Consider the following 26,981-nt stretch of genomic DNA (forward strand, 5'->3'; position numbering starts at 1 on the left):
TCTTTTTATCAAATCATTACCAGGGATTGATGTGGATTGACCAGGATTATGGGATTTTACTGGATTTGCAGGATTGATAGTTATATTGATAGTATAAATTTCTGACAGACCGAAGGTCTTTTTTATATTACAATCCTGTTAATCCTATAATCCCGTTAATCTTGGTCAATAAGAAGGAATGTCCCTCCTGTGCCATGGAGGTAGATGCTGAGAGCAAGACTTGTCCGATTTGTGGCTACGAGTTCACAGATAAGCCCCAGGCATTGAAGTGGGCTGCGATCCTGCTGGCGTTGCTTTTTCTGCTGTACTTAATCCTCTGAAGACAGGATTTACTGGATTTGCAGAATTGACAGGATGGTCGTGATAACATATTCAGGAAATCAGAAGTATCGTTTGTCTTTTATCCTGCTAATCTTATAATCCTGTTAATCCTGTAATCCTGTTAATCCTGGTCATCCTGTTAATCCTGATCCTGATCCTGTAGCGATAGGGCGACCGGTGCGCGACCACTCGCTCCATGATCCTACATACAGTTGTGCCCCTTTAATTCCCGCGTGTTCCAGGGCCAGCAGCGTATGGCATGCTGTAACACCTGAGCCGCAGTGTACGATCACCTGCTGTGGCTTGCGTTCTTCCATCGCAGCTTTGTACTTTGAAGCAAGCTCCGCAGATGATCGGAAATTACCATCCTTATCAAGGTTGTCTATGTAAGGAATGTTCACGGCGCCGGGAATGTGGCCGGCGGTGAGATCGATAGGCTCACGTTCGCCCAGGTAACGGTATGCTTCGCGTACGTCGATCACCAGGTAGTTCGGGTCGGCGGCAGCATCGGCTACTTTATTAATGTCGGCAACGGGACGTTTCCACGCATCAAAAGGATATGGCGATGAAGCTGTGGGCACCGGAACAGCATTATCAAGCCGAATGCCCTGGCGTATGATGCCATCGAGACCGCCATCCACCACCTGTACGCGTTCATGACCTGCCGCCTTCAGCATCCACCAGAATCGCGCGGCAGCGTTGGCGCCGTTCTTGTCGTCATAAACGATCACATGCGACGACGGTGTGATACCGAGCCTGCCAAGCAATGCCGCGAATTTTTTTACGTCGGGTAGCGGATGCCTGCCTCCCACAGCGGCGTTCTCCGGTTTTTCAGAGAGGTCGCGATCGAGATCCACGTGAATGGCACCTGCTGCATGGCCTGCCTGGTAGCGCGCGTAGGCGTCAGGCCCGCTGCGTGCATCGATAATAACGGCGTTCTTCTTGTTCAGCACGTCCTGCAATTCGTTTGCCGGGATCAGGGGAGTGTTTGTTTCGGTCATAGTGTAAAGATAAAAGATTGCGACACATAATTTTTACCTGAATACTGGGTCGCGGATTATTTTGATTGGGTGATAACGCTTATTTTTGATCATGTCGCGCATCACCCTTGATAAGCTTCTAGGCATCGATTACCCCATGATCGTTGCACCGATGTTCCTGATCTCCAATACCAAAATGGTGAAGGCAGCGTTGGCCAGTGGCGTGAGCGCAGCTTTCCCGGCACTGAATTACAGAACCGACCAGGAGCTGCGTGCGGCCATCCGCGAGATCAAACAGTTCTCTTCAAAACCTTTCGGTGTAAACCTCATCGTGAATCGCTCGAACCCGAAGTACAAAGGTCAGCTTGAGACGTTGGTGGAGCTCGGTGTCGATTACATTATCACTTCACTGGGCAATCCGAAAGAAACGATCGAAAAATGCCGGCCCAAGGGTATCAAGGTGTTTTGTGATGTGGTGGACCTCCAGTATGCGCGCAAAGTTGAGGAGCTGGGAGCAGATGCTGTGATCGCTGTCAACAACAGGGCCGGAGGACATGCCGGTAACCTTGCGCCGCACGAGCTGGTGAAACTGTTAACGGAGAATTGCAGCATCCCCGTTATTTCCGCCGGTGGTATTGCCAAAGGTGAGGACCTGAAACAGGTGATAGACTGGGGTGCGGCAGGAGCATCCGTAGGCACGATCTTCATTGCGTGCGAAGAATCAGATGTTTCGCCTGAATACAAACAGGCCATGATCGATTACGGTGAAAAAGACATTGTTCGCACCACCAAATTATCCGGCTCACCGCTCACGGTCATCAACACGCCATACGTGCAGCAGCTGGGTACCAAAGCGAATCTGCTGGAGTGGATCCTCAACAATAACAAGACGTTGAAAAAATATGCCAAGATGCTCATCGCCCTGCGCGGTATGAAGGCTGTTGAAAAAGCCGCCTTCGGTGCCACCTATAAAACAGTCTGGTGTGCCGGCCCCGCCATCGAGCACGTCACGCGCATTCGAAAAATGGAAGACATCATCGGAACCCTGATCGCGGAATATAAAGCTGCGCAGCTCACCCAAGTCGCCAACTTTAAACTTTAAACTTCAAACTTCAAACTTCAAACTTTCTTCCGCTGCCCGATATACAGCGCGGTCATCACCAGCGCTGTGCCGAACAGTGTGTAGAGTGTGATCGGTTCGCCGAGCAGTATAGCCGCGTATAAAAAACCGAATACCGGGCAAAGGTACAGCCAGAGCGACGCCTTCACTGCGTCTGACTTCAGCAATCGCAGCCAGAGCTGAACAGCGAGAATGGACACAGGGAAGATGAGCCAGGCGAGTGAGAGCCAGAAACGGAGGTCGAAATGGTTTTCCTTCTCATGCATCACCACGGTAAAAGGAATGAGCAGCAGTCCGCCGATGAGCACCTGCCATGCGTTGATGCTGGTGCGGGAGAGCTTCCAGTTCACTGACGCATAATAAACGGCCCCGAGCGAATAAGCGATCATGCTGAACCCCAGCAGGATCATGCCGGTAGGGGAGGCGTGGCTGGTTTTCAGGAGCGGATAACTTGCCACGATCACCCCGCCGATGCCCAGCGCGATGCTGAGCCACTCTCTCGCCAGTACTTTGCGTTTCATCCACAGCGCTGAGAAGATGCTGATGAAAAGTGGATTCAAGGCGATGGCCAGCGTAGTGATGCCGGGTGAGATGAAGTGCAGCGCAAAAACAAAGATGCCCAAATAAAGGGTGGTGTTAAAAGCGCCGAAGAGCGTAAGTTGTTTCCACTCTGCGCCAGACGGAAGGCGACTTCGTTCCACGAGGTAGACGTACGCCAGCAAAATACCTCCTGCACCGAGGAAGCGGATATTGAAGAGCACCAGGGGCTCAACAGAGAACAAGCCGAACTTCCCGGCAACGGAAGCCGAAGCCCAGGAAATGGCAAAGAGCAGACCCGTCAGGATCGGAGAAACCGGTTTATGCGTCATGGAAGGAAAACCCGCGCGAAGATGGGGGTAAAAATGTAAACCACGAAAATGTTTCTTCGGGATTTACGGGCAGCCACGGCCGTGACTTCCTTCCGGATGGGCGCAATCGTTTTAAGGACCATGGCGCTCATCCCTTGACTGCATCAGAAATTTGAGATCAGCAGGTTGAGATACTTCCGGTCGAGCTTATGTCCGTACCAGTCTTCGTAGGCAACATCGGTCCGTCGTGAGTCGAGGATTCCGAAGTCGCCTGAGAACTCCCACAAAGCAAAGCCGATGCGATGTTCTTTCAGGATGCCGAGCACATCGGTGAACCAAGCCATGAACACGTTGTGTGGCGTTTTGTTCCAGCAGCCGCATTCGCCGCAGTGCACACCCACGCCCTGCCTCGCGAGCTCACCCCATGGTTTGTAATATTCTTCGAGCATGGTTCTGCTGAGATATTTTTCGCCCACCTGGCCGGGCCATTTGGGCTCTGGGAGGTTGTCAGGGTCTTTGTTGGCCCACGGCGCTTTATAATGCGAGATGATGCCAGGGAAATATCCGCGACAGCTTTGCGCGATGTTGAGGTCTGTTATTTCAGGGATCACGTTGTTGCCTACATTGTTGCCATCAGCGATCACCAGGTGCGAAGGGTTTTCTTTGCGGATGGCCGCAGCCGCACCCTGGGCTACTTTCCGGTACACGTCGCCGGGAACAGCGCTTGATCTGGAATGCTGATCGTTCATGTCTTCACGCATGCTGGGCTCATTCACCAGGTCGAAGCTGATCTTGCTGGCGGGAAGATGTTTGTAACGTTTGGCCCACATGTTCCAGTGAAAATAAAAAGCCTCTTGCGCTGCCTGATCTTTCCACAGGTTGTAGGGCTCATGAAACCCGGCGTTGATGCAGTAGCCAGGCGCGCGGTGGAGGTTGAGACTCACGTGCATGCCGTAGCGGTGCGCCATGGTCACCAGCTTGTCGATGCGGTCAACCGCCGCGTTGTCGATCTTGTATACATCATCGGGCGTAATATTCTTTGTGCGATCGATGTTCAGATAATACGGATAGGCTATGGGTATCCTCACGAAGTCGAAACCCCAGTCACGCATCCAACGGAAATAATCTTCCGTGGTGGGTTTCCGTGACTGCGCGGGGTCGGGCGAAAAGAAATCAAGCAGGTTAAAACCTTTCCATTTTGGGAGCGGGTTGGTTTTCTGCGCTGTGGCAAACATGGAAGCGGGCAGGCTGAGGGCGGCCGTACCCAACGCTGTTGTTGTGATGAAGTTTCGCCTGTTCATAAGAATGTATAATATCTCCTGAAGTTAAGCAGGTATAGCATAGCAGGCAAGTACCTGTGACACCAGCTGGAACCCTGACCGGCATAATATTTTTGAAGTCGATAGGTAACAACAACTTAGATTATGAAAAACAACATTCCTTACATTTTTGCACTGCTTTTCCTGTTCGCCTTCACCGCATGCGAAACGAAAAAAAGCGACGATAGTGTAGCCGTGGCAGAAGATCAGAATGAAAAGAAGGACTCAAGCGCCAAAGACGCTTCTGAATTTTCCGTGGATGCTTCCAAGTTTGCCGTAGAGGCAGCGGATGGCGGCCTGCTTGAAGTACAGCTCGGCACCCTTGCGCTGACAAAGGCTGCTTCTCCGCAGGTGAAAAAGTTTGCACAGATGATGGTTGACGATCACACCAAAGCAAACAATGAGTTGAAAGCGCTTGCCGGCAAGAAGAATATAACGTTGCCCACGGTCATGAGTGAAGATTGCCAGAAAAAATATTATGACTTAGATCAGAAACGGGGCGCGGATTTCGATAAAGATTATATGGACCTGATGGTGAAAGATCACAAAGACGACATCGATGAATTCGAAAAAGCCGCTGAAAAAAGTGAAGACCCTGATGTCAAGTCATGGGCTGCCGGCAAAGTAACAACATTGCGCCATCACCTCGAAGAAGCGCAGCGGGTTCGCGATGCGTTGAAGTGATGCATGACTCTGAAGTCATTCAGTCGTTTAGTTAGATAAAAAGAAAAAGCCTGAATTGAAACGCAGGCTTTTTTAGTAATAATTGATCAATCAGAAAAAACACGATACTATGAAATGCATCAGACAGATTTTAGCGGGGATAATGGCAATGATAGGTGTGTATATGCTGTCGGCATGTTCAGGTACCGAGAAATTTTCTCCGCGTTCGCAGCAGAAAGTAACCGCGAGAACGCCAGTGACCGGATGGGTGTGGGAACCGCAATACTATGTTTACAACGGCCGATACCGGTTTGTAAGGGGACATTATCGCAAGCTTATTTCCAGGAAGGCATACCTGAAAAGATCGCTCCGTGGAAACGGACCGGCGCAGTCATATGCAGCAGCGCGGTAGTGCCTGGGGAATGTTTTCGCCCAATGGGGTATGCTCCTTTATCGGGTCGCCGCTATTCATCTTTATTATGGACCGTATATCGTAAAAAACGGAAAGTCTGTTCGATGGCATAATTTATTTTTAAGCGCACGCGGATAGATGTTAAACCGTTAAAATTTATAACAATGAAAAAAATGTTGATGACCATGGCCGGATCGCTTCTGATAGGTTTATCCGTGCTTCACGCGCAGACTGATACAACGCGTAACAAACAGCAACAGCGAACGCAGACACCGACACAGTCTCCTGTGCCTCAGCCGCAGACACCTACTCCGGCGCAGCAGGGAAACCAGTATCGCACGCAGGACATGATGGTGGTGCCGCAGGACCAGGTACCCTCTACGTTACGTCAAACCCTGCAGGGAACCCAGTATAAAGGATGGGAAAATTCCACCCTCTACCAGGACAGGGGCACAGGTGAGTATTCACTGGATATTAACAACGGTTCCGCTACACCAAAAACGTACCGGTTCGATAAGAATGGAAAAGTGATAGACAATGCCAACAGGCCGCAGCAGAGCGGGGGAGGCCTCAAAGATCAATAAGTGAGTTAGTGAATAAGTGAGATTAGTAAAAGAAGAGGCTGTACTTTGTGACAGCCTCTTTTTATGAATGCACGTTCCCGCTGATTCGCTGGTGAAGCAGATATTATCAGTGTCTATCTGCGTTCCCGATAGCGATCGGAGCTTCGGGAACAAAATTGAGACTTATTTGAAATGATAGAGCAGCACAACGGTTGCCGTAAATGCAGGTTTGGGATTGTCTTTGATCTCGAGCACGGCTTCCAGGCCGGTCTTGGCAATGCCCCGCAGGTTGACCAGTGATGCCAGTTTTACACGGAGTCTCACTTCGCTGTCAACCACCACGGGCTGATTGAATTTCAGGTCTTCGATGCCATAATTGATCAGCATCTTGATGTTGTTGATCTCCGCGATCTGGTTCCACAGGTACGGTACAAGAGACAGCGCCAGGTATCCGTGAGCGATCGTTTTTTTGAACGGGCTCTCTGTTTCGGCTCTCCGGGCATCGGTGTGGATCCACTGATGGTCGAGGGTGGCCTCTGCAAATTGATTGATGCGTGCCTGGTCTATCTTCACGTACTCCGATACGCCCAGGTCTTGTCCGAGATACTGTTCAAACTCCTGAAAACTTCCAACGATTACTTTGGCCATAGGGTTGATTAAGGTTCTAAAAATAGTTGCTTGGTTGCAATGCGCAAGCGATGAGGAGAAATAAAATTAGAAAATACTGTCTTTCGGACAAGGTACCAGTAAAATCTGCAGTTCGTGTTACGCAAATGGGGATGTTTCGCTGTCGCTCAACATGACGGAGGGCGCTCGTCATTTTTTGTCTTTTTTAAGACGGATCGTTTTCCCTTCTTTGGCCGACTGCCTAGCAGCATCCAGGATCTCCATCGCAATAACGTTGATGGGCAGTGAAGAGAGGTCGGTATCTTTTACCACCTCCGTGCCACGCACAACAGCAGCGAGATAAACAAAAGGATTGTCGAAGGCAGGCGCCGGAAATTGCTTTTGCTGTATGGGGTCATCGCCGATCTGCATTGAAAGCGTGCTGCGGTCAGCCTTGAGGTAGCCGGTCTGGCCGTACACCTCCATATCTTTTCGATTGTAGGGCCAGTTCCACGACGCTTGGATCACTCCCTGCATTTTGGGATAGGTGACAATAATGGTGGCTTCATCATCCACTTTCGGGTAGATGTCGGGTTTGATCTGCTGGGTGATGGCCGTTACGCTTTCAGGGCGCTCGCCGTTCAGCAGCCACGTGATCAGGTTGGCACCATAACACCCGAAGTCCATGAGGGCTCCGCCACCGTTCAGCACCGGATCTGTGAGCCATTGAAGGAACTCCTGGTTCACGCCGATCTCTTTGGGGCCGCGGTGACCGTCATGCACCACGATCTTGCGAAGGTCACCGATGCTTTTATCTCCATAGACCATCCGGTATGCCTGGTGGTTGCTGCCGTACCAGGTGGTCTCATAGTTCGTGAGCAGGTGGATATTGTGTTTCTTCGCGAGCGCCTCCATCTGCCGGGCATGATCAAGGCTCACGGCGAGGGGTTTCTCCACCATCACATGCACCTTCAGGGGCGCACATTTCTTGACAACCTCCAGGTGATCATAAATGCTGTTGAAGGCAGTAACAGCCTCCGGTTTCGCTTTCGCCAGCATCTCATCAAGTGTGGGATAAAGAAGGTCGAGACTGAGGTTGTATCGCTTCAGGTAGCGCTCTGCCAGTGCGCGGTCAGACTCAGCTATGCCTACGATCTGGATCTCGCCACGGTTAGCGCTTCCCAGCAGCCCGTGAACGTGCGAGTGAGAGAGCCCCGCGATACCGATGCGGAGTGGCTTGGATGGCTGCTGACCATAGGAAAGCACAACGGGAAGAAGGAGAAGTAAGAGAATGTTTTTCATAAGGCCAGGTTAGGTAACATCGGATGATCGTGAAATCTCCCTAAATGTACACCAATAAATGGTAATCGGTAAACGGTATTCAGTAACCGGTTTGATCACATAACATGACTCATCACCGATTACCGATTACCGATTACTGATTACTGATTATCGATTAAGCCGGCAGCTCCTGATGCTGTACCCGTACCAGCTCTTCTTCATTGGTGAGGTCAAGCCGCAGGGGTGTAATAGATACATAACCCTGTTCCACCGCCCACCGGTCTGTTCCTTCTTCGGCGGGCTCGAGCGGCGCCACGGTAAACCAGTAGTGTTTTCTTCCCATCGGATCCGTGCCGGGCACAACCCTGCCATCGTACTGACGAACAGATTGCCGGGTCCATTTCATACCTTGCGGGTCTTTCGGAAAGTTCACATTCACGAGTGAGAGGTGAGGATTCTCGAGCAATGTAGCCAGCGTTTTCTCCACATATGGCTCGAGCAGATCGAAGTCGGGTTCTGTTTTTCCTGCCGGTGTGCTCAGGGCTATCCCCTTCATGCCAAGCAGCACCGCCTGTTTCGCACCTGCCAGCGTGCCTGAATGCCACATCGCGTTGCCGAGGTTTGCACCCATGTTGATGCCCGAAAGCACAACGTCTGTTTTTTGCCAGAGATGTGAACCGAGCGCGACACAATCCGCCGGTGTACCGTTCACCCGGTAAGCTTCTATACCCTCGAAGGTGATGGGTGATTTTTTATAAAAGAGCGGCCTCGAAGCCGTGATGGCATGGCCCATGGAAGATTGTTCTACATCGGGTGCTACTACGCGCACTTCGCCAAAACGTGTAGCGATCCTGGCCAGGGCGGCAATGCCCGGGCTGTAAATTCCGTCATCGTTCGTTACCAGTATTCTCATGCTAATGCCCTTAATATTTTCATTCCATCGGTCCGACAGGTGTATGGTATGGGATTCTTATAAGCGCATAGCTAGAATGTTCGCGAATGAGATCTGCCAATATATTGCACAATCCCAAGGCCGGGGAAGGCGAGTATACCAAGAAGAAGCTGCTTACCCTCATCAGGAATGCGGGATTTGAATGTAGTTATTCGTCCACAAAAAAGAAGGGCTGGGACGATGTTGAAGCGGCTGCTGATTTTGTGGTGCTCGCCGGCGGCGATGGCACCGTGAGGAAGGTTGCCGCCGTAATGCTGGATAGAAAAATGCCGATCGGTATTATTCCGCTGGGCACTGCCAATAACATTGCAACCACGCTGGGCATTACAGGTGAGCCGAAAGATATTATCGAGACCTGGAACAACAAGAACATCAAGAAGTATGATGTAGGAAGGATCTATGGCCTGAAGAAAGCTGAATTCTTCCTGGAAGGATTCGGCTACGGTGTGTTTCCGCGCCTGATGAAAGTGATGCAGAAAAAAAAGGAACGCCTGAGCGATTCGCCGGAGAAGAACCTGAAGATGGCACTGGAAGAGCTGCACGACATCATCCTCAACAGCAAGGCGCGGTATTGCAAGATCTCTCTCGACGGTGCGGACCATTCGGGCAAGTTCCTGCTGGCGGAAGTGATGAACACCCAGTCGATCGGCCCCAACCTCAACCTTGCGCCGTTCGCTGATCCCGGCGACGGATCGTTTGATGTGATCCTCATCGCGGAACGACAGCGCGAGGAATTTGCTTCTTATGTACACAACAAGCTGCATGGCATAGAACAAGCTCCCGTGTTCAATATTCTCAATGCAAAAAATCTTGACATCTATTGGGAAGGCAGGCTCCTGCATGTTGACGATGAGATCCTCGAGCTGAAGGAACCCGTGGAAGTGAAGATAAAACTCCAGGAAGGTGTGCTCGAGTTCTTGGTGCCTGAGCATCCGTCTGAATCCATCAACGCCATCGAGAAGGCAAAGGCTGCAGAGAAGCCGTCGTCAGCTAATTCAGCCTGAAATTTTTTTATCTTTGGCATAGGCCAGGATATAGCCATGCCCAGATCGAAATCGACCTTCAGCTTCAAAGGCACATTGTCTTCTGTAAAAGGAAGTATGATGCCCTCTGTTATATTTCTGCCCGAAGAAATAGTAGAAGCACTGCCTGCCGGAAAGATCCGCACCAAGGGAACGTTGAACGGTGTGCCTTTTGCACTCGCGCCGCAGTATAAGAAGGGAGGCATCCGTTTCTTTTCGGTGAATGCAGCCCTGCGAAAAGCAGCCCGTATCAGGTCAGGCGATGAGGTAGACGTTACCTTTCGGCTCGTGGATCCCTCCGTGATAGAAATGCCCGAAGAGCTTGAAGCCGTGCTGGCGGAAGACGACAAAGCGATGGCGGTCTGGAATACATTCCCGCTAGGCCTTCAGCGCAGCCTCGTTCACTATATCGCCTCCGTCAGGAATGTAGACAGTCGTATCAAACGCTCGCTGCAAATGATGGAAAAAGCCAAGGCCGGTCTGCTGCATGCTCAGAAAGCAAGCAAAGACAAACCTTCTAAAAAATCGAAAGACGAGTAAAACGAAACAAGGAACACCGAATGTAGAAGCTCACTCCCTTCATCATTCAGCATTCCTTGTCGGATACTCAAAACTAACCAGCTCAGATCAGCCTTCTCCTTACTCCTTAATTCTTAATCCTTACTCCTCCTCCTGGCTCCTGACTCCTGGCTCCTGACTTCTTATTCAATCCTTCAAAACCTCGATCTCAATTCTATCATTCAGCCTCGTAGCATTCGGATGACTTTCATCCACCAGCATTTCAGTTCCTCCCCATCCGTAGATCTTGACGCGGTCGGCGCTGATGTTATGTTGTGCGAGATAAGAACGAACGGCTTGTGCCCGCATGTTGGTTAGTGTTTTTGCGCTCGCATCGGTATTAACTACATTCTGGATATTAAAATAGTCGTTGCTTTCTCCCACGGTAGCGATCTTCCGGCTCTTCTTGCCATTGCAGTGTGCGTGCACTTTGATCACATAGTTGGGGTTCTCCAGCATAAGGTTCACCAGCTCGTCAAGATCATTTTTTGAGGGCGGTTGCATGATTACCGCATCCGGATAAAAAGCTACGTTGTACATCACTGAAACATCGCCTTTGCCGAGTCTTTCCAGTGTATAGGGAATAACCCACGCGCCCTCGTTGTCCATGTAAACTCCGCTGGTATTGGAGGGATTGCTGTAGTCAACCAGCTTTTCAACTTCCTTGTAGCCAAATACACCGCATACCAATGCCAAAGGCTCGCTCGACGGAGGATTCAGCAGATCGACATTGACCCCGGCGGTATAACTTCCCATATCACGACCTTTCGTGAGGTCGATCTGGTGAACCTGCGCAGGGAAAGCTTCACCGTTGTATTTGGTGATGGCGAATTTAAAGAACTTGCCTTTAGGTTTCACCGGCGCGCTTCCGGTAGCAGACGAAGCGGCGCTGGAAAGACCTGAGCTCGCCGTTACCACGCCGGGCGCTGGCGGACCTGCAACACCGGCCACGCCATCGAGCGTTTGCTGTTGCAGCTGTGCTCCGGTTTCAATTTCCTGCTGTACTTTCAGTGAGCGTGCAAGAAGCATATCCTTGCTGGAAGTTTTCATCACATAAAAGTGCATCATGTTACCACCGTTATACATGGTATACGCGGTATCCAAAGACTTGCCGGGAAGGTAGCTTGTAAATTCACGGGCGTCGTCTTTGTCAGTGGCGAAGGCTCCAATAACCAGATAATAGTTTTGGCAAAACGCTGGCGTTAGTAATACGCTAATTACAACTGTAGCGAAAGCAGTTTTCAGTACACTCCATTTCATACCCCTTGGATTAAAAAAGACTAGACAGATTTTTAGGAAAAATTTGAAAACACCAGCAATAATTCTTATGCCAACCGGACGGTTTTAGAATATTTATCCGGGTTTAATTTTCCACGTCCTCACTGTACGCATGCAGCATCTTTATTGCTGCTTCTCTGCCGCTGACCAGCGCGGCTTCCACTGTTCCGGTGTGTGGACCATCGTACACTGCTTCTCCACTAAAGTAGATTGTGTCAGCCACAGGAGTGTTGAGTATTTCCCGCGCCCGGGGAGTCTCTATGGTGGCGTAGGAGTAAGCACCGCAGGCGAACGGATCATTTTTCCAGTCGCTGATGTACCAGTGTCTGAGCTGCTGTCGTAACAGGTCGACACTGCAATCGAAAATATAAGACAATGAGCGAAGCGCTTCGTTCAACATCTGTTCGGCTCCCGTATGAAGCTGCGCTGCCGAAGGGCCACCGAGCCATCCGGTGAGCAGTGGTGTGGTATCGGGAAGTTGGGTCCACCACGTAGGGATGGTGGCATCTGAAAGCATGAACCCCATGTTATGAACGGGGCGTGCGACAAGGTTTTCCCAGAAAGGTGTTTTGAACTCCAGCAGAAATTTGATGACAGATCCGAAGCCGATGTTCTTCGCGGCTTCCAGGTAAGCGGGTATTGCCGGTGTGAAAGTGATGCGCTCATGTTGTAGCACGCCGATAGGAACGGTGATCAGCACTTTCTGAGCACTATATGAATTACCGTCGGTGGTCTCGATGACTACTTTTCCCGGCTGCCATTGAATGTGCGAGACAATGCTGGAAAGGTGAACGGTCACTCCTTGCTGCAATACCTGCGCGAGCAGGTGCTCCATGAGTTGGCCGTAACCCCCGGCGGGCCGGCGTTGCTCGGGTTCATCGTCTTGCGACCATTCTTCTCTGATAGCAAGGGCGCTTACCTTAGAAAGATCTGCGGCATTGTATCCTTCCACGAACCTTGTGATGCTGTCGCGAAACGCGCTGTGCTCAGGACCTGAAAAATGGCGGCTGAGAAATTCTCCGAGGGTCATATCGGTCTTAAGTTCCTTAAGCGCTTGCAGGAGCTGTTCGAGCTCGTCGCCGAAGAGGTCGTCTTCCTCAGCCTTCCTTTGTCGAGCTTGAAGATCTTTCCCTGCATGGCGTTGCTCCTGATGCCTGCGGACTCGAGCATGGCCGATGTGATGGGGAGATCGCCATGAATGAACTCAGCACCGGCTTCTGCGGGGTGAGAGAATTCATGGTTGGGAAGTGTACAAATTCTTCCCCCGATCCTGTTGCGTGCTTCGAGCAGTATGACATGCGAGCCGTTTTTGCTGAGCGTGCAGGCAGCCATGAGGCCGGCGGCACCTGCGCCGATGACGATGATCGGCGCTTCCGTTTGTCGTTCAATAATGCTATTCATATCCGATACCGGTAAAATTCTTGTGCGTTTATTTTTTCTTCCCTAAATCACAATGCCCTGGCAGCAGGCAGGTGTCGTGAAGCGGGATCCAATCATTGCTGTCATCTTCGTTGATAGGCATATGTTTTGTGCCGGGCGGTGGAAATGTGATGTTTTATTTTATTTAAACGCAGTTTATGGAACGAGAGAGGAAAAGCCAGGGAGGTGGAATTGCTAATCGCGGTTTTGCTTCGATGGATCCGGAACGTCAGCGCGAGATCGCCAGAAAAGGCGGCGCCACCGTAAGCCGGAATCGTGAGCACATGGCGGAGATCGGAAGAAAGGGTGGGGAAGCAAGCGGCACCAGCCGTAGCAACCGTGCAAACCAAAATGGAAATGCATTACCATGACTTTGAACCGTTACCTGTAAACAACATCAAAATGTCCCGGTGAAAGCTGGGACATTTTTTTTTGGCGGCCCTGCAGATCGTCGTCAGACCACTGCGCAGGGCCCGCGCGTGAGTCAGTGGTCCGACGACTGTACACCCATACCGTGGACCGTCGTCCGTGGACTGTCGAATCTCTGTAGATGAATGTCCGCAGGAACTGTTTTTTGTTTCCGGTGCAGGCGGTGGCATAATAATTATTCTTAACAATACGGGATCGGATATCCCGTTTTAGTCAAATTATTACTCACTAAACCAAGAATGTTATGGCACAAGGAAAGGGTAGTAAGGGCAATAGTGGAAAGGGATTTGGATCCATGGATGAGGCCCGGCAGCGGGAAATTGCCAGCCGGGGCGGACGTGCCTCAGCACAGTCCAACACATCAAATCGTGGTTTTGCGTCCATGGACAAAGACAAACAACGTGAGATATCCAGCCAGGGTGGCAAAGCCTCGCAGAGCTCCGGAAGGAGTCGCTCGGGCTCTTCCGCCAACAACAGGAAAGATCAGGAGCATCGCGATTCACAGCGCGATATTGATATGTCTCAAAGGGATTTGAATTCGCTGGAAGAAGAAGATGAAGTTGCAAAGAGAGAGCAAGCTTCTTACAGTGAAACTGACGAGGATGAAGACGAAGGATTAGGAGATGGAAACATCGGCCGCAGTACACGCAGTCGCGGCAGTGACGAAGAAGGTTAGACAAAGTAGTCCTCTCGGTAAAACATAGGCAGTCCGGTTTTTTAGCGGGCTGCCTATGTTTTTTTTGGCCTCATCCCCCGGCCCTTCTCCACAAGTGGAGAAGGGAGCCGGATCTACTTTGATTGCCTGACAGAAATCTGATTTGTCCACCTAATCTTATCCGGCTTCGAAAGCAGTCTCCCCTCTCCCAAGGAGAGGGGCCGGGGGTGAGGTTTTTCCGTCTACGGGGTGTAACCTTTGCAAAATCCATCAGTCTTTACTACATAGCAAGCACCAACCCCCCTGCCTATGATCCGTAACCTCTTCCTTACCGCATTCAGAAGCCTGAAAAAGAACAAGTTCTTCTCATTCCTCAATATCACTGGACTGGCCATTGGCATGACGGTGTTTCTGCTCATTGCGCAATACGTCAGGTTCGAACAGAGCTACGAGGATTTTATCCCAGATCTTGAGAACCTTTACCGTGTTTCACTCACCTCTTATGTGAATAATGAACTGGTGATGTCCAGCGCGGAAAATTACCCCGGCGCCGGCCCTGCGCTCAGCCATGAGCTGCCCGAGGTGGTGGGCAATGCGAGGTTGTACAACATTGGGTATAAAAATAATGTCATCATCACCAATGAAGAGGGCAAGCCCGATCCCATCGCGCTGAAGCAACGCAGGTTCCTGTATGCGGATTCGTCGTTCCTTCCGCTTGTAGGATACCCCATGGTAGCAGGTGACGCGAAAACAGCGCTCGCACAACCTTTCACGGCAGTGGTGTCTGAGCAATATGCCAAACTGTATTTCGGTAATGAAGACCCCATCGGCAAAATGCTGCGTCTTCAGGACGACGATTTTAATAATGAGCTTGTGAAGGTTACAGGTGTGTTCAAAAATCTTCCCGCCAATACCCACCTGAAGTTTGACGTGCTGTTCTCCTACAGGACCCTGTTCTCGCGGTTCGAACGTGCACCCGTGCGATACGATCAGAGCTGGCAGCGGAAAGATATGTATACTTTTATAAAAGTCCGGCCGGGCACCGATCCCGCCAGGCTCGAGGAGAAATTCGCCGGCATCGTGGAGAAGTACAGCCCCGGTCTCAAGGAACGCAACCAGCGCGATATCCTCTCGCTTCAGCCTGTCAAAGATATTCACCTGACCTCCAACCTGGCCGAAGAGTTCGAAGCCAATGGTGACGGAAGGATCGTTCGCTTCCTGGCCATGATCGGTATTTTTGTGATGGTCATCGCCTGGATCAACTACATCAACCTGTCAACCGCCAAAGCGATGGAGCGCGCCAAGGAAGTGGGGGTGCGCAAGGTGATGGGCGCTTTCAAGGCACAGCTGATCCGTCAGTTCCTGGTGGAAGCTGCATTCATCAACCTGCTGGCCGTGCTCGCTGCCGTGGTGCTGGTAGCGATAGCCCTGCCTTACTTCAACACGTTGTCAGGGTCGCATTTTACATTGATCGATCTCACCAGTCCCTGGTTCCTCGGCACTGTGCTTGGCCTGTGGATCATCGGTACGCTGCTCTCCGGTTTTTATCCCGCGCTGGTGCTGTCATCGTTCAGGCCTGTCACCGTGCTGAAGGGAAAACTGAGGAACAGCTTCAGCGGCATTATGCTGAGAAAGACGCTGGTGGTGTTGCAGTTCATGGCCTCGGTGGCCCTTATTGCCGGAACCCTGATCGTGTATCGCCAGCTCAATTATATGATGCAGCAGGACCTGGGTATGAACATAGACCAGGTCATTGTAGTGGAGCGTCCCGGTATTGCGCCCCGCGATCGCAAAGCCTTTAATTCTGCCGTGGACGTTTTCAGGAATGAGGTAAAGAAACATCCCGCGGTTGAAGGGTTTTCTACGTCCGTCACCGTTCCGGGAAAACAGCGCGAGTACAAGGCGTCGATCAAACGTTACGGTGCTTCCGACGATGAGCAGATGGCCATCCGCTTCAATAGCATGGACTATGATTTTATCGATGTGTTCCAAATGAAGCTGATCGCCGGACGCCGTTTTTCCGAAGAGTTTCCCAAAGATCAGGATACGTCTGCGATCATCACGGAGTCGGCGGCGCGATTGTTGGGATTCAAAAAACCGGAAGATGCCATCGGGCAAACGCTGGCCATCGACGACTTCCAGTATTATCCCATCGTAGTGGGTGTTGTGAACGACTATCACCAGGTGTCGCTGAAAAAATCGCTTGACCCTACACTGTTCTATTGCACCAATTATGGCGGAGAGTACTATTCGGCGCGCATCAATACCAGCGACCTCCAGGGAACCGTAGCACACATGCGGGAAGCCTGGGAAAAAGCATTCCCCGGAAACCCATTCGAATATTTCTTCCTCGACGACTTCTTCAACCGGCAGTATGAGAATGAGAAGAAGTTCGGGGCACTGTTCACCACCTTTGCCGCACTGGCCATGGTTGTGGGATGCCTGGGACTGTTCGGCCTTTCCGCATACACAGCCACACAACGCACCAAAGAGATCGGCATCCGCAAGGCGCTTGGCTCCACAGACCAGGGCATCTTTGTATTGTTGTCGAAAGAATATGTGAAGCTGGTGCTGCTTTCTATCGTGCTGGCAGTTCCGCTGGTGTGGTTCTTCATGAACAACTGGATCGAAAGCTTCCCTTACCGCACAACCATTTCACCGTTCATTTTTGCCACGGCGGGTATTACCGTGCTGCTGGTTTCACTGCTCACCGTGAGTTATCAAACCGTAAGAGCCGCCCGTACCAACCCGGTGGAATCGCTGCGATACGAATAGTGCGGAGGTACGAAGTACGAAATACGAGGTACGATAGCTCGATCTGCATTTGCCGTATTTCGTACCTCGTATCTTGTATCTCGTACTTTGTATTTATTTTGCGGTCCATGAAGGAATTGTATCCCGTACTGGAAGCGCTTCCAGAGCTCCGGCAGAAGCTTGGGGAACATCGTATCGTTATTTTGCAGGCGCCGCCCGGTGCGGGAAAATCTACCGTGCTTCCGCTGGAGCTGATGAACGAGGCATGGCTGGCGGGTAAGAAGACCATTATGCTGGAGCCACGCAGGCTGGCAGCGCGATCGGTGGCCATGCGCATGGCAGCACTAAGGCAGCAAGAAGTGGGAAACGCCATCGGCTACCGGGTGCGCTTCGAGAACCGCGTGTCGGAGAACACCAGGATCGAGGTAGTAACAGAAGGCATCCTCACGCGAATGATCCAGGGTGATAATTCACTCGAAGGAGTAGGACTGCTGATCTTTGATGAATTTCACGAACGAAGCCTCCAGGCAGACCTTGCCCTGGCCCTGAGCCTGCAGGTGCAACAGGTGCTGCGCGACGACCTGCGCATCCTCATCATGTCGGCAACCCTCGACAGTGCCAAACTTTCAGCGTTACTGAACGCTCCCGTAGTGACGAGTCTCGGAAGGCAGTTTCCTGTTACCCATCAATATCTTCCCGCGGAGCAACATGTGCCGCTGGCTGTTACTGTGACGAAGGCCATCCGCAAAGCATGGTTCGAGCAGAAGGGTGATATCCTGGCGTTCCTTCCCGGCGCCGGTGAGATCCAACGCGCCGCCGAGCTCCTGGAAAATGAAGGCCTGCCCGCGAGCATCCATCCCTTGTTCGGGGATCTTTCTTTCGGCAAACAGCAGGAGGCCATTATGCCACATCCGCAGGGCATCAGAAAGATCGTGCTTGCTACGTCCATTGCTGAAACCTCGCTCACGATCGAAGGTATCGGTGTGGTGGTCGACTGCGGATATTCACGCGTGCCACGGTTCGATCCCAGGAGCGGGCTCACGCGGCTTGAAACAGTACGTGTTACGAAAGATGCTGCCGACCAGCGCGCGGGCCGTGCGGGCAGGTTAGGTCCCGGCGTGTGCTATCGCCTGTGGAGCGAAGGCGTTCAGATGAACCTGGTGGCAAACCGTACACCGGAGATCCTCGATGCCGACCTGGCGCCACTGGTGCTGGAATTGAGTCAGTGGGGTGTAAAAGATGTGCAATCGCTTACGTGGGTCACCGCACCACCCCCGGGTGCTGTAAACCAGGCCAAAGAATTATTGCATCAGCTCGAAGCGCTTGAAAATGATCAGATCACGGCACGTGGAAAAAAGATGCTCCGGTTCCCCACCCATCCGCGCATAGCCCACATGTTACTTGAAGCATTGCCCGATCAGGACAATGGTGTAAAAGATCCGGCCATTGCCGCGGTGGCCGCAGACATCGCCGCCTTGCTGGAAGAACGCGACCCGCTGCCGAAAGAAGCCGGCGCCGACCTTTCACTAAGGGTTGAAGTGCTGCGGCGGTGGCGGAGTGGTGAAAAAGTTGCCGCCGAACGCAACGTGCTGGAGCGCATCGAGAAGCTGGCCTCCGCATGGAGAAAGTTGTTGAAGGTGAACACAGCCGGCACTCCCGTTGCCGATACAGAGACCGGCAGACTGGTGATGGCCGCCTATCCTGAACGTGTGGCACGCCAGATGGAAAAGCACAGCGAGCGCTATAAGCTTATGAACGGGCGTGTGGCAAAACTTCCACCGCACGATCCGCTGACACGGGAGCCCTGGCTGGCCGTGGCCCAGCTCGATGCCGGATCGGGAGAAGGAAAGATCTTTCAGGCCGCTCCGCTGGATGAACAGGAGCTGATGACCCATGCCGCCGAAAAGCAGACCGTGAGCTGGGATGACGAACGGGGCATGGTAGTAGCCGTGCAAGAGAAAAGGATCGGCATTCTGCTGCTTTCAGCCAGGCCGTTGAATGTTATCTCCGAAGCGCAGCGCATCGAAGTGTTGTGTGCGATGCTCCGTACGCAGGGACTGAAGGTATTGGGATGGGAAGAAAAACTGGCCTCATGGCAGGCACGGGTCATGAGCTTGCGCCAGTGGCGAACCAATGATGGTTGGCCTGATGTGAGCGAACAACATCTGCTGGAGACCCTTGAAACCTGGCTAGCACCGTTTTTAACGAACATCGGCAAACGCACCGAGTTACAGAAGCTCGAGGCGGAAACCATCCTTTCCACCATCTTTCCCTGGGAGCTCGGCAGCAGACTCGATGCCCTGGCACCGGAGCGCCTGCCCGTGCCCAGCGGCTCATTGATCAGATTGAATTATTTTGACGACGGCAGACCACCCGTAATGGAAGTCAGGCTCCAGGAGCTCTTCGGAATGCTCGAAACCCCGGCCGTGAACGAAGGACGTAACAAGATCATCCTTCACCTGCTCTCGCCCGGTTATAAACCCGTTCAGGTAACGCAAGACCTGCGAAGCTTCTGGAGCAACACCTACGCCGAAGTAAGAAAAGAGCTGCGCACCCGTTACCCGAAACACTCCTGGCCCGAAGATCCATGGACAGCGCAGGCAGTGAGGGGAGCGAAGCGGAGAACTGGTTGAGGAGTTGCCAGTTACCAGTTTCAGGGGTGTTGCGTCACAGATTGTGTCACGTTAGAAAGTAAATCAATAATGATGATTTACGCGTCACTAACCGGCCATCCGGCAACCGGCAACTGGCGACCTATTCACACTCCATTAAGCTTCCTCAAATAATCTTCAATATACTCCTGAACTTTCTTACGCCGATACTGCATAATAAACCGCGGGTGGGCGAGGGGAATAATTTTTCCGAAGATCTTTTCGCGTTCGTTGAGCTTGCTCAGGTATTTGAAGTTGTCGCCCTCGCCAAGACAAAAGGCTACGTGCCGGTGAATGCCCAGGTCAAGCAGTTGCCGGATTGAAGTGAGTATGAAGCCTTCCAGACTTTTGATCAGCTCGGGTGTGTCGTAATAGTTCAGGTTTTTTCCGTCCTGGGTGAAACCTAACGGTGACACCGAATTGAAAAAGTAAGACCCGTAGAATTTTTCCAACCCTCCGAAGGCGGCGATCATCGCATGGATAAAATCGGCCGACAGCTCTGCTTTTTTCGGCATATCGTTTTTGATGCCACTAATGGCCTCGAGTTTCAGTGGATCAGTGAACGGAATTCCGGTAATGCCCCCGCCAAACCTGCCCGGGTTAATGCCCAGGATCGCAAAACGTTTATTCGTATCGTTGTAATACTTTTTATAGAACTGTTTACAAAGCTCAAAAGACTCCTTCTGCTGATACGGATTCAATACCTCTACACCTTTTGGCAATTTACCTGTGATCGCAAGATTTTTGTAAAAGACGAGAACCTTGTCTGCAAAAGTCATCTCCTTAGTTTAAAGTTTGAAGTTTAAAATTGGTTGCCGGTTACCGGTTGCCAGTTGCCAGTTAAGGCGCGGTTACTGTATTTTCCTGATGGAGTCCGTCTCTTTTTAATATTGATGTACCCTCCTTACTCCTGGCTCCTTACTTCTGACTCCTAGTCAGATCTCAAAAGCGCTTTTATAAAAGCCATTCTCCTGGACAAAATCCAACAACTTTAAATAAAACGGATGTGACCCCAAAGTAGCGCTATCCCCAACCATGATCAGTTTCTTCCTCGCCCTTGTCATGGCTACGTTTGTACGGCGGATGTCGCCCAGGAATCCTACCTCGCCCTTGTCGTTGCTACGAACAAAGGAGATGGCGATCACGTCGCGTTCCTGGCCCTGGAAAGCATCCACGGTATTGATGGTGATCAGCGCTTGAAGAGGTTCGAGAACAGGAGAGGCCTCCGCCAGCTTTTGGAGATGATCGACCTGTGCCCGGTAAGGGGTAATGATGCCCATAGTGAGCTGTTCGTCAACCCATGCGCTTGCGCCGATCTCCTCCACCAGCATTTCCACCAGGTGAATGAGCAGTCGCGCTTCCTCTTCGTTCAGGCGGCTCAATGTTTCTGGGTCTTGTGTTTCGTTGTAACCGCAGCCTGCCGTGTCTATAAATTCCACGGGTATCTGTCCTGGCCTGAGCAAAGCGGCTTTCACTGATTCATGGGCAATAAGCCTGCCGTTGTAAAAATAGTCGGAAGAAAAGCGCATGATCTGCTCGTGCATGCGGTATTGCACTTCGAGCATGGAGGCACAATGCGGTTGCTTTTCAATACCTTTCTCAAAGAGAGTGCGTGCAAGCCCTTCACGCGAAGCTTCCACGGATTTTATAGTAGGTGGAAGCTGCTGATGGTCTCCGGCAAATACAGCACGCTCTGCACGCAGCAGCGGGATCCAGCAGGCGGGCTCGAGTGCCTGCGCGGCTTCGTCGATAAATACGGTCTTGAACTTTCTGCCGCGAAGCACCGGGTGCGATGAACCCACCAGCGTACAGCAGATAGCCTGTGCGTTTTGCAGCAGGTCGTTCACGATGTAGAATTCCAATGTATCGGCATCCGACTTCAATGCTTTGGCTTCCTGCAGCAATAGCCTTCGTTGTTCCTTTTCCTGCCAGCCGAAGTTACGTTTGTACTTCACCGCCGAAGAGCGCACCTGCTCCATCTTCTTGCGCAGCGCACGAAGCTCCTGGTAGTTAGGATGTGAGGCGATGCGTGCATCCAGGGTTTTGCTCAGCGATTGTTCTGTAACACGGGCAGGGTGGCCGATGCGCAGCACGTTAAGTCCCTGCTCGCTCAGCTTATCCACCAGCAGGTCGATGGCGGCGTTGCTGGGTGCGCTTACCAGCACCTGCTTTTCTTCCTTTATGGTGTGTTTGATCACCTGCACCAGTGTAGTGGTTTTGCCAGTGCCAGGGGGTCCGTGAACGAAGGCGACGTCCTGTGCCTGCAATGTTTTTTTCAACGCCTCGACCTGGCTGTCGTTCAATACATTGAGTCCCTCGAAGTGGAAAGACCTTGGTTGTACGCCGGCCTTGTCGCTTCCCAGCAGTACGTTCTTGAGGTGGTCCACGCGATTGCCTTCAGCCTTGATCACTTCTTTCAGCGCGAATTCCATTTCACGGTAGCTCATTTCATCGAACATCACATCAACGCCCAGCAAGCCATCTTCCAGCCAGTCGGGGTGATCATCGGCATTCAATGTCACCACCATGGTATTGTCGCGCACATAGTTGATCACACCGTTCATGTGCTCGCTCTCCGGTTTGCCGGTGGCGTTACTGAACAGGCTCACGAGCTTGCCGCTCTGAAATGCGTGAGGCTGGTCGAGGTGGTTGGTGCGCTCGATCTCGATGATGGGTCTCTCACCTGTTCCAATGTAATGCCGTTTAAGGCCCACGGGATACCAGGTAGTGCCCTCTTTGGTTCGCTGGCTGAGCGAACGCAGCAGCACTTTCTGACGATATTGTTCAAGGTCTGCCTGGCGTTCAAGCCTGAGCAGCTCAAGGGTGCGATGAAGCTGGTCTCTGATGTTCATGATCCGGAAAGCAAAAGTAATGCTTCGGATCTTTTATGAACGGATTTTTTTTATTGCCGATAATTTTGATATTGACGCCGACCTTGCCGAAGCTGTAATGTATTGCGAAATGGCAGGTCTGTTGAACTCACTGGTCTTTAATAACTACAATATGAGAAGTGTACTGCTCTGCCTTTTTTTTATGGCTGCCTCACAGCTGTTTGCCCAGGACTACGACCTGCTGATCCTGAACGGAAAGCTGGTGGACGGAACCGGTAACTCATGGCGCTATGCAGACGTCGCTGTAAAAGATGGCAAGATCGTCAGGATCGGTAACCTGAAGCAGGCCCGCGCAGCACGCATCATCGACGCAAAAGATCACGTGGTGGCGCCGGGATTTGTTGACGTTCATACCCACATCGAGGGCAACGACCTCAGGGCTCCCATGGCCCCCAACTTTATCATGGACGGTGTTACCACAGTAGTCACCGGCAACTGCGGCGGCTCGAACACCGACATCGGCAACTATGCTTTCAAGCTCGACAGTGTAAAAACCTCCATCAACATTGCCACCCTGATCGGCCACAACAGTGTGCGCAGAGCGGTGATGGGCGACAGTCAGCGCGATCCCTCACCGGAAGAGCAGAAGAAAATGGAAGACCTCGTGGAAGAGGCGATGAAGAACGGTGCGGTAGGACTCTCTACCGGACTGATCTACGTTCCCGGAACCTACTCCAAAACACCTGAAGTGGTGGGCCTTGCCCGTGCAGCGTCGCGTCATGGTGGTGTTTACGCTTCACACATCCGTAGCGAAGGAGATAACGTGACCGAGGCCATCGAAGAAGCGATCAACATCGGTCGTCAAGCCAGCATCCCCGTAGAGATCTCTCACTTCAAGGTGACTTACAAACCCAACTGGGGCCGCTCGGTGAGCACGCTCAGCCAGGTGGAGAATGCGCGAAAAGAAGGCATTGAAGTTACCATAGACCAGTATCCTTACGTGGCCAGCAGCACAACGCTGAACACCGTTGTACCGAGCTGGGTGTTTTCAGGTGGACGCGACTCCGTGCTCTACAGGCTGAAGGACCAGCAGATCCGGAAGAAGATCAAGGACCAGATGGTGACCTCGCTGAAAAGAAAACAGCTGAAAGATTTCGGGTACGCGGTTGTGGCACGATATGGAGCCGATACAACGCTGAATGGCAAAAATATTTCTGAGATCAACAAGCTGAAAGGAAGAAAAGCAAAACCCGACCAGGAATCAGAGACCATCCTGGAGATGGTGGAGAACGGAAGCGCTCAGATGGTGTTCTTCAGCATGAACGAAGACGACCTGCGCAGGATCATGCAATACCCTTTTAATATGTTCGCCTCCGATGCCGGCATTGCCCGGTTTGGCTCAGGTGTTCCGCACCCGCGTGCGTACGGTACCAATTCAAAAGTGCTCGGCACGTACGTAAGGGATCTGAAGATCCTGTCACTGGAAGAGGCCATCAGGAGAATGACCTCGCTGCCCGCACAAAAATTCAACCTGAACGACCGCGGACTCGTCAGACCCGGCATGGCTGCCGATATCGTGGTGTTCAATCCGCTTACAGTGGGTGACAAAGCCACCTTCAGCCAACCCCACGCCTACGCCACCGGCTTCGAATATGTGATCGTCAATGGCAAAGTAACCTCGGATAGAGGTACCCACACGGGAGAACGGGGTGGGGTTTTTCTTACCGGGCCAGGAACGAAGCAGTAGACTTGTTGCCAGTTACCAGTTGCCAGGTGGCCGGTTAGAGCGGGTACACTTTCACCGTCAGGGCTTCAAATCGGGGAACCTGATTCATTGATACTTGGTTCATCGTTCCTTGAATCGGAGCAAAGTACTTATATCTAACACAGAATTGAACCGGCAACAGGCAACCGGCAACCAAGACTCCCCCAACTTTTAACTTCTAACTTCTAACTTTAAACTCAGCAAGTTACTGATTCAATAACTCTTTGAGTCGCTCAATCGCCTTCCTGTTCTTCTCCACACTGATGTTGCCGATAATGCTTTCCTTCTCACGGGTGGTGAGACGCCAGCTCAGTGAAGCACGTGCGTTGTTCTTGCGCAGGCTGTCCATTTTCTGAAGAATGGGCACGTAGTCCTGGGCTTCGTATTCGATGTCAACCCGTTCGATGTTGTTGTTGAACCACGACCGTGAGTAGCCGATGAGCAGGTCGCTGGTGATGTCCTGGAAATTTTCAAAGTTGTTATAGACGCTGCTGATGGGTTGGGTGAACGCATCGATGATGGTCTGCCCTTCACGTTTGGCGATATTGCCCAGCTTGGGGGAGTCACGAATGGATACGAACACAACGCCGGAGGTATTGGCGGCAATCCAATCCTTATACGCATACAGGAAGCGGACAGCGTCGCTCAGTCCGAAGTTATCGGAGATGCCCGCATCCATGATGTGGATCGGGGGATCTGTGGGCAGGGTGGTGTTGGGTGTGATGTAAGGGAACGTGGCACACATGCGCAGTGCTGAAAGGAAACGCATCTTCTCAGCTCCATGCTCGGCGAACAACCGTTGAAAGTCCACGCCGCTGAATTTCTGTTGCGTGTACTCTGGGAAATTGACGATCTCGTAGTTCAGGAAAGATACCGGGCGTGACGCGATGTAGAGCTTCCGGCCGTCATTGACGATGGTAGGCGTGAGGATCATCATCGGTATCGTGGCACTCAGCTCTGCCGTGTCGTATGCAGCGATGGGTTTGTCCATCAGCGATCCCGTGATCTGGTTGAGCTGCTGCTCGAACGTATACCCGCGGTCTTGCAGGTATAAGTTGCCGGCATATTCAAATCTGGTGAAGCCCACGAAGAGATCGTTTGCCAGCAGGCTGAAGATCATCGGGTTCAGGTTGTCGGTGGAGATCTGCCTGCGATAAAAATCGGAATGCGGCTTGATGGGCTCGCCGGCTTTCTCCCGCAGCTTGAGCTCACGGAAGAAGCTTGCGCCGATCAATCCTCCAGAAGCACCGGTGATAAGCACGGAATTTTCCATCAGCTTTCCCTGCGTAAGGCTGTCCGCCGTTTGCAGCGCCGTGAACGTCCAGAGTGCCGCGCGTTTTCCACCGCCACTCACGCAAAGGAACACCAGCTTGGGTTTTTCATTGGCCGGGAATTTATTGCGCCAGTTCTCCAGCATGCTGAAGGTGCGCTTCCTGTCGGCCATGATGTTGGCGCTGTCGTTCAATGTACGCAGCGAGTGCACAGAATATTCCGCGGGATAGCGCTGATAGTTGAGGCCGAAAGCTTCATATCGTTTGGTGAAGAAGTCTTCGCCCACGAGGTAGTTCAGGAACAGGAACAACACCAATGCAGCTGTAGCCGACCAGTTGCCGAACCAGTATGAGAACGCGCCGGCCAGCATCACGAAAATGGAAAGAAAGATCATAAAGCTCGATGCCGCGGGCAGCTGAAAAGCGGGATAATCCTTGAAGAGACCGAGCACCATGACAATGGCCAGGATCAGGAGCTCGATCACCACCAGGTTGAAATGGTTCTGATCGAACACCTGCAGAATGGTTGCCTTGTCGTAAAAGTGGTCGTTCTCCACCTTTCTGATCTTCATGTTGTAATCGATGTAGTTCAGCACGTGCACCTGCTTCTTTCTGGCGATGTCCAGTTTTTTCATGGCGCTCGCGCGGGTAACCTTCACGTTCGATTTGATCTTTTCATCGATGCGGCACACCACATAACGGAAGATGTCCTTGTTGGTGAACCAGAAGTAGATGAAAAAGATAAAGGTCATTGTAAGATACCCGGTGATGAGTCCCGCAAGGTTCATGGCCAGGTCCATTCCGGTAGTGTACTCGTTGTTCTTCTGGAAGCCGATGATCTGGTAAATGTAGGCGCCGAGAAACAGGATGGGGATCACGCTGTTATTGATGGCGAATTTTGTGAATGGCCTCGACAGGGTTCCCACAAAAGAGAACCGGTGGCCGTCATTGATATAGCAGGTAATGTGAAACGCCGTTGTAAATCCCGCAACACAGAGACCGATGATAAAGAAGCTGGTGAAGTTCACCTTGTTGAGGTACTCGGGGTCGAGAAACAGGTAGGGGATGCCCAGGTACTTGCCGAAGCTCCCGGTGATCATGGCAAACAATACGATCCAGCACAATACCAGTACGTGGTTGCGCCTGAAGTTGTTCAGCAGCAATTGAACCGGAAACGAATATGCAATAGCGGGGAAAAGAAAGTAAAGCCTGCGCATGGACAATTTAATCCTATAAGTTAGTGCTTTTTTCCGAGAGCGATTGGGTTTTGATCATTAATGTTG

23 protein-coding genes are annotated in these 26,981 nt (G+C 51.8%); 11 read left to right on the forward strand and 12 right to left on the reverse strand.

The annotated features are described in order from the left end of the window. Positions 1 to 452 precede the first annotated feature (452 nt). Entirely contained in the window at positions 453 to 1,322 is an 870-nt protein-coding gene (locus tag KK083_RS27210) for a sulfurtransferase (protein WP_254169297.1), read from the reverse strand. A gap of 91 nt (positions 1,323 to 1,413) precedes the next feature. Here KK083_RS27210 and KK083_RS27215 point away from each other — a divergent pair, with 91 nt between their 5' ends. Then, on the forward strand, positions 1,414 to 2,403 hold the full coding sequence (locus tag KK083_RS27215) for an NAD(P)H-dependent flavin oxidoreductase (protein ID WP_254169298.1): 990 nt from the start codon (positions 1,414 to 1,416) through the stop codon (positions 2,401 to 2,403). A gap of 17 nt (positions 2,404 to 2,420) precedes the next feature. Here the strand turns inward: KK083_RS27215 and KK083_RS27220 are convergent, their stop codons facing one another. Together KK083_RS27220 and KK083_RS27225 are read right to left on the reverse strand one after the other, a co-directional pair. Continuing rightward, positions 2,421 to 3,290, reverse strand: a complete 870-nt coding sequence (locus tag KK083_RS27220; RefSeq protein ID WP_254169299.1) for a DMT family transporter — start codon at positions 3,288 to 3,290, stop codon at positions 2,421 to 2,423. Between the two features lie 143 nt (positions 3,291 to 3,433). Further along, on the reverse strand, positions 3,434 to 4,570 hold the full coding sequence (locus KK083_RS27225) for a glycoside hydrolase family 5 protein (protein WP_254169300.1): 1,137 nt from the start codon (positions 4,568 to 4,570) through the stop codon (positions 3,434 to 3,436). A gap of 123 nt (positions 4,571 to 4,693) precedes the next feature. Between KK083_RS27225 and KK083_RS27230 the strand changes: the two genes are divergently transcribed. The 3 genes from KK083_RS27230 to KK083_RS27240 all read left to right on the forward strand — a co-directional run bounded on the left by KK083_RS27230 (position 4,694) and on the right by KK083_RS27240 (position 6,247). Beyond that, on the forward strand, positions 4,694 to 5,272 hold the full coding sequence (locus KK083_RS27230; protein WP_254169301.1) for a DUF4142 domain-containing protein: 579 nt from the start codon (positions 4,694 to 4,696) through the stop codon (positions 5,270 to 5,272). A 142-nt stretch (positions 5,273 to 5,414) separates the two neighbouring features. Further along, positions 5,415 to 5,663, forward strand: coding sequence for a hypothetical protein (locus KK083_RS27235; RefSeq protein ID WP_254169302.1), 249 nt, complete (start codon positions 5,415 to 5,417; stop codon positions 5,661 to 5,663). Positions 5,664 to 5,827: 164 nt separating this feature from the next. Then, the gene (locus KK083_RS27240; RefSeq protein ID WP_254169303.1) at positions 5,828 to 6,247 is read left to right on the forward strand and encodes a hypothetical protein; all 420 of its coding nucleotides are present in this window, start codon (positions 5,828 to 5,830) and stop codon (positions 6,245 to 6,247) included. Between the two features lie 162 nt (positions 6,248 to 6,409). Here the strand turns inward: KK083_RS27240 and KK083_RS27245 are convergent, their stop codons facing one another. From KK083_RS27245 to surE, 3 genes are all read right to left on the reverse strand, one after another. Next, positions 6,410 to 6,874, reverse strand: coding sequence for a MaoC family dehydratase (locus KK083_RS27245; RefSeq protein WP_254169304.1), 465 nt, complete (start codon positions 6,872 to 6,874; stop codon positions 6,410 to 6,412). Positions 6,875 to 7,042: 168 nt separating this feature from the next. Next, complete coding sequence (locus tag KK083_RS27250) at positions 7,043 to 8,134, reverse strand: Gfo/Idh/MocA family protein (RefSeq protein ID WP_254169305.1); 1,092 nt, start codon at positions 8,132 to 8,134, stop codon at positions 7,043 to 7,045. Positions 8,135 to 8,288: 154 nt separating this feature from the next. Further along, the gene (gene surE, locus KK083_RS27255) at positions 8,289 to 9,026 is read right to left on the reverse strand and encodes a 5'/3'-nucleotidase SurE (protein WP_254169306.1); all 738 of its coding nucleotides are present in this window, start codon (positions 9,024 to 9,026) and stop codon (positions 8,289 to 8,291) included. An 86-nt stretch (positions 9,027 to 9,112) separates the two neighbouring features. Between surE and KK083_RS27260 the strand changes: the two genes are divergently transcribed. Next, positions 9,113 to 10,069 carry a diacylglycerol/lipid kinase family protein gene (locus KK083_RS27260; RefSeq protein ID WP_254169307.1) on the forward strand — a complete coding sequence of 319 codons (957 nt, stop codon included), beginning with the start codon at positions 9,113 to 9,115 and terminating at the stop codon, positions 10,067 to 10,069. A gap of 36 nt (positions 10,070 to 10,105) precedes the next feature. Next, positions 10,106 to 10,627 carry a YdeI/OmpD-associated family protein gene (locus tag KK083_RS27265; protein WP_254169308.1) on the forward strand — a complete coding sequence of 174 codons (522 nt, stop codon included), beginning with the start codon at positions 10,106 to 10,108 and terminating at the stop codon, positions 10,625 to 10,627. Between the two features lie 165 nt (positions 10,628 to 10,792). Here the strand turns inward: KK083_RS27265 and KK083_RS27270 are convergent, their stop codons facing one another. From KK083_RS27270 to KK083_RS27280, 3 genes are all read right to left on the reverse strand, one after another. Further along, on the reverse strand, positions 10,793 to 11,905 hold the full coding sequence (locus tag KK083_RS27270; protein ID WP_254169309.1) for an OmpA family protein: 1,113 nt from the start codon (positions 11,903 to 11,905) through the stop codon (positions 10,793 to 10,795). A gap of 103 nt (positions 11,906 to 12,008) precedes the next feature. Continuing rightward, positions 12,009 to 12,953 (reverse strand): flavin monoamine oxidase family protein, encoded by a 945-nt coding sequence (locus tag KK083_RS27275; protein ID WP_254169310.1) that lies wholly within the window; start codon positions 12,951 to 12,953, stop codon positions 12,009 to 12,011. After that, entirely contained in the window at positions 12,950 to 13,324 is a 375-nt protein-coding gene (locus tag KK083_RS27280; protein WP_254169311.1) for an FAD-dependent oxidoreductase, read from the reverse strand. Before KK083_RS27280 ends, KK083_RS27275 begins: the two co-directional genes overlap by 4 nt. 176 nt (positions 13,325 to 13,500) lie before the next feature. Between KK083_RS27280 and KK083_RS27285 the strand changes: the two genes are divergently transcribed. From KK083_RS27285 to hrpB, 4 genes are all read left to right on the forward strand, one after another. Continuing rightward, on the forward strand, positions 13,501 to 13,713 hold the full coding sequence (locus KK083_RS27285) for a con-10 family general stress protein (protein WP_254169312.1): 213 nt from the start codon (positions 13,501 to 13,503) through the stop codon (positions 13,711 to 13,713). Positions 13,714 to 14,015: 302 nt separating this feature from the next. Further along, positions 14,016 to 14,447, forward strand: a complete 432-nt coding sequence (locus KK083_RS27290; protein WP_254169313.1) for a KGG domain-containing protein — start codon at positions 14,016 to 14,018, stop codon at positions 14,445 to 14,447. A 288-nt stretch (positions 14,448 to 14,735) separates the two neighbouring features. Continuing rightward, positions 14,736 to 17,201, forward strand: coding sequence for an ABC transporter permease (locus KK083_RS27295; protein WP_254169314.1), 2,466 nt, complete (start codon positions 14,736 to 14,738; stop codon positions 17,199 to 17,201). A 107-nt stretch (positions 17,202 to 17,308) separates the two neighbouring features. Then, positions 17,309 to 19,813: an ATP-dependent helicase HrpB gene (gene hrpB / locus KK083_RS27300; RefSeq protein ID WP_254169315.1), complete on the forward strand. Its 2,505-nt coding sequence runs from the start codon at positions 17,309 to 17,311 to the stop codon at positions 19,811 to 19,813. A 125-nt stretch (positions 19,814 to 19,938) separates the two neighbouring features. Here the strand turns inward: hrpB and KK083_RS27305 are convergent, their stop codons facing one another. Then, positions 19,939 to 20,610: a uracil-DNA glycosylase family protein gene (locus KK083_RS27305; protein ID WP_254169316.1), complete on the reverse strand. Its 672-nt coding sequence runs from the start codon at positions 20,608 to 20,610 to the stop codon at positions 19,939 to 19,941. A 156-nt stretch (positions 20,611 to 20,766) separates the two neighbouring features. Continuing rightward, entirely contained in the window at positions 20,767 to 22,683 is a 1,917-nt protein-coding gene (locus KK083_RS27310; RefSeq protein ID WP_254169317.1) for an AAA domain-containing protein, read from the reverse strand. Here KK083_RS27310 and KK083_RS27315 point away from each other — a divergent pair. Further along, entirely contained in the window at positions 22,676 to 24,409 is a 1,734-nt protein-coding gene (locus KK083_RS27315; RefSeq protein WP_254169318.1) for an N-acyl-D-amino-acid deacylase family protein, read from the forward strand. The genes KK083_RS27310 and KK083_RS27315 overlap by 8 nt on opposite strands. Positions 24,410 to 24,632: 223 nt before the next feature. Here the strand turns inward: KK083_RS27315 and KK083_RS27320 are convergent, their stop codons facing one another. Beyond that, positions 24,633 to 26,915, reverse strand: coding sequence for a patatin-like phospholipase family protein (locus tag KK083_RS27320; protein ID WP_254169319.1), 2,283 nt, complete (start codon positions 26,913 to 26,915; stop codon positions 24,633 to 24,635). Positions 26,916 to 26,981: the final 66 nt, after the last annotated feature.

This window comes from Chryseosolibacter histidinae (genome assembly GCF_018598225.1).
Taxonomy (GTDB): Bacteria; Bacteroidota; Bacteroidia; order Cytophagales; family Cyclobacteriaceae; genus Chryseosolibacter; species Chryseosolibacter histidini.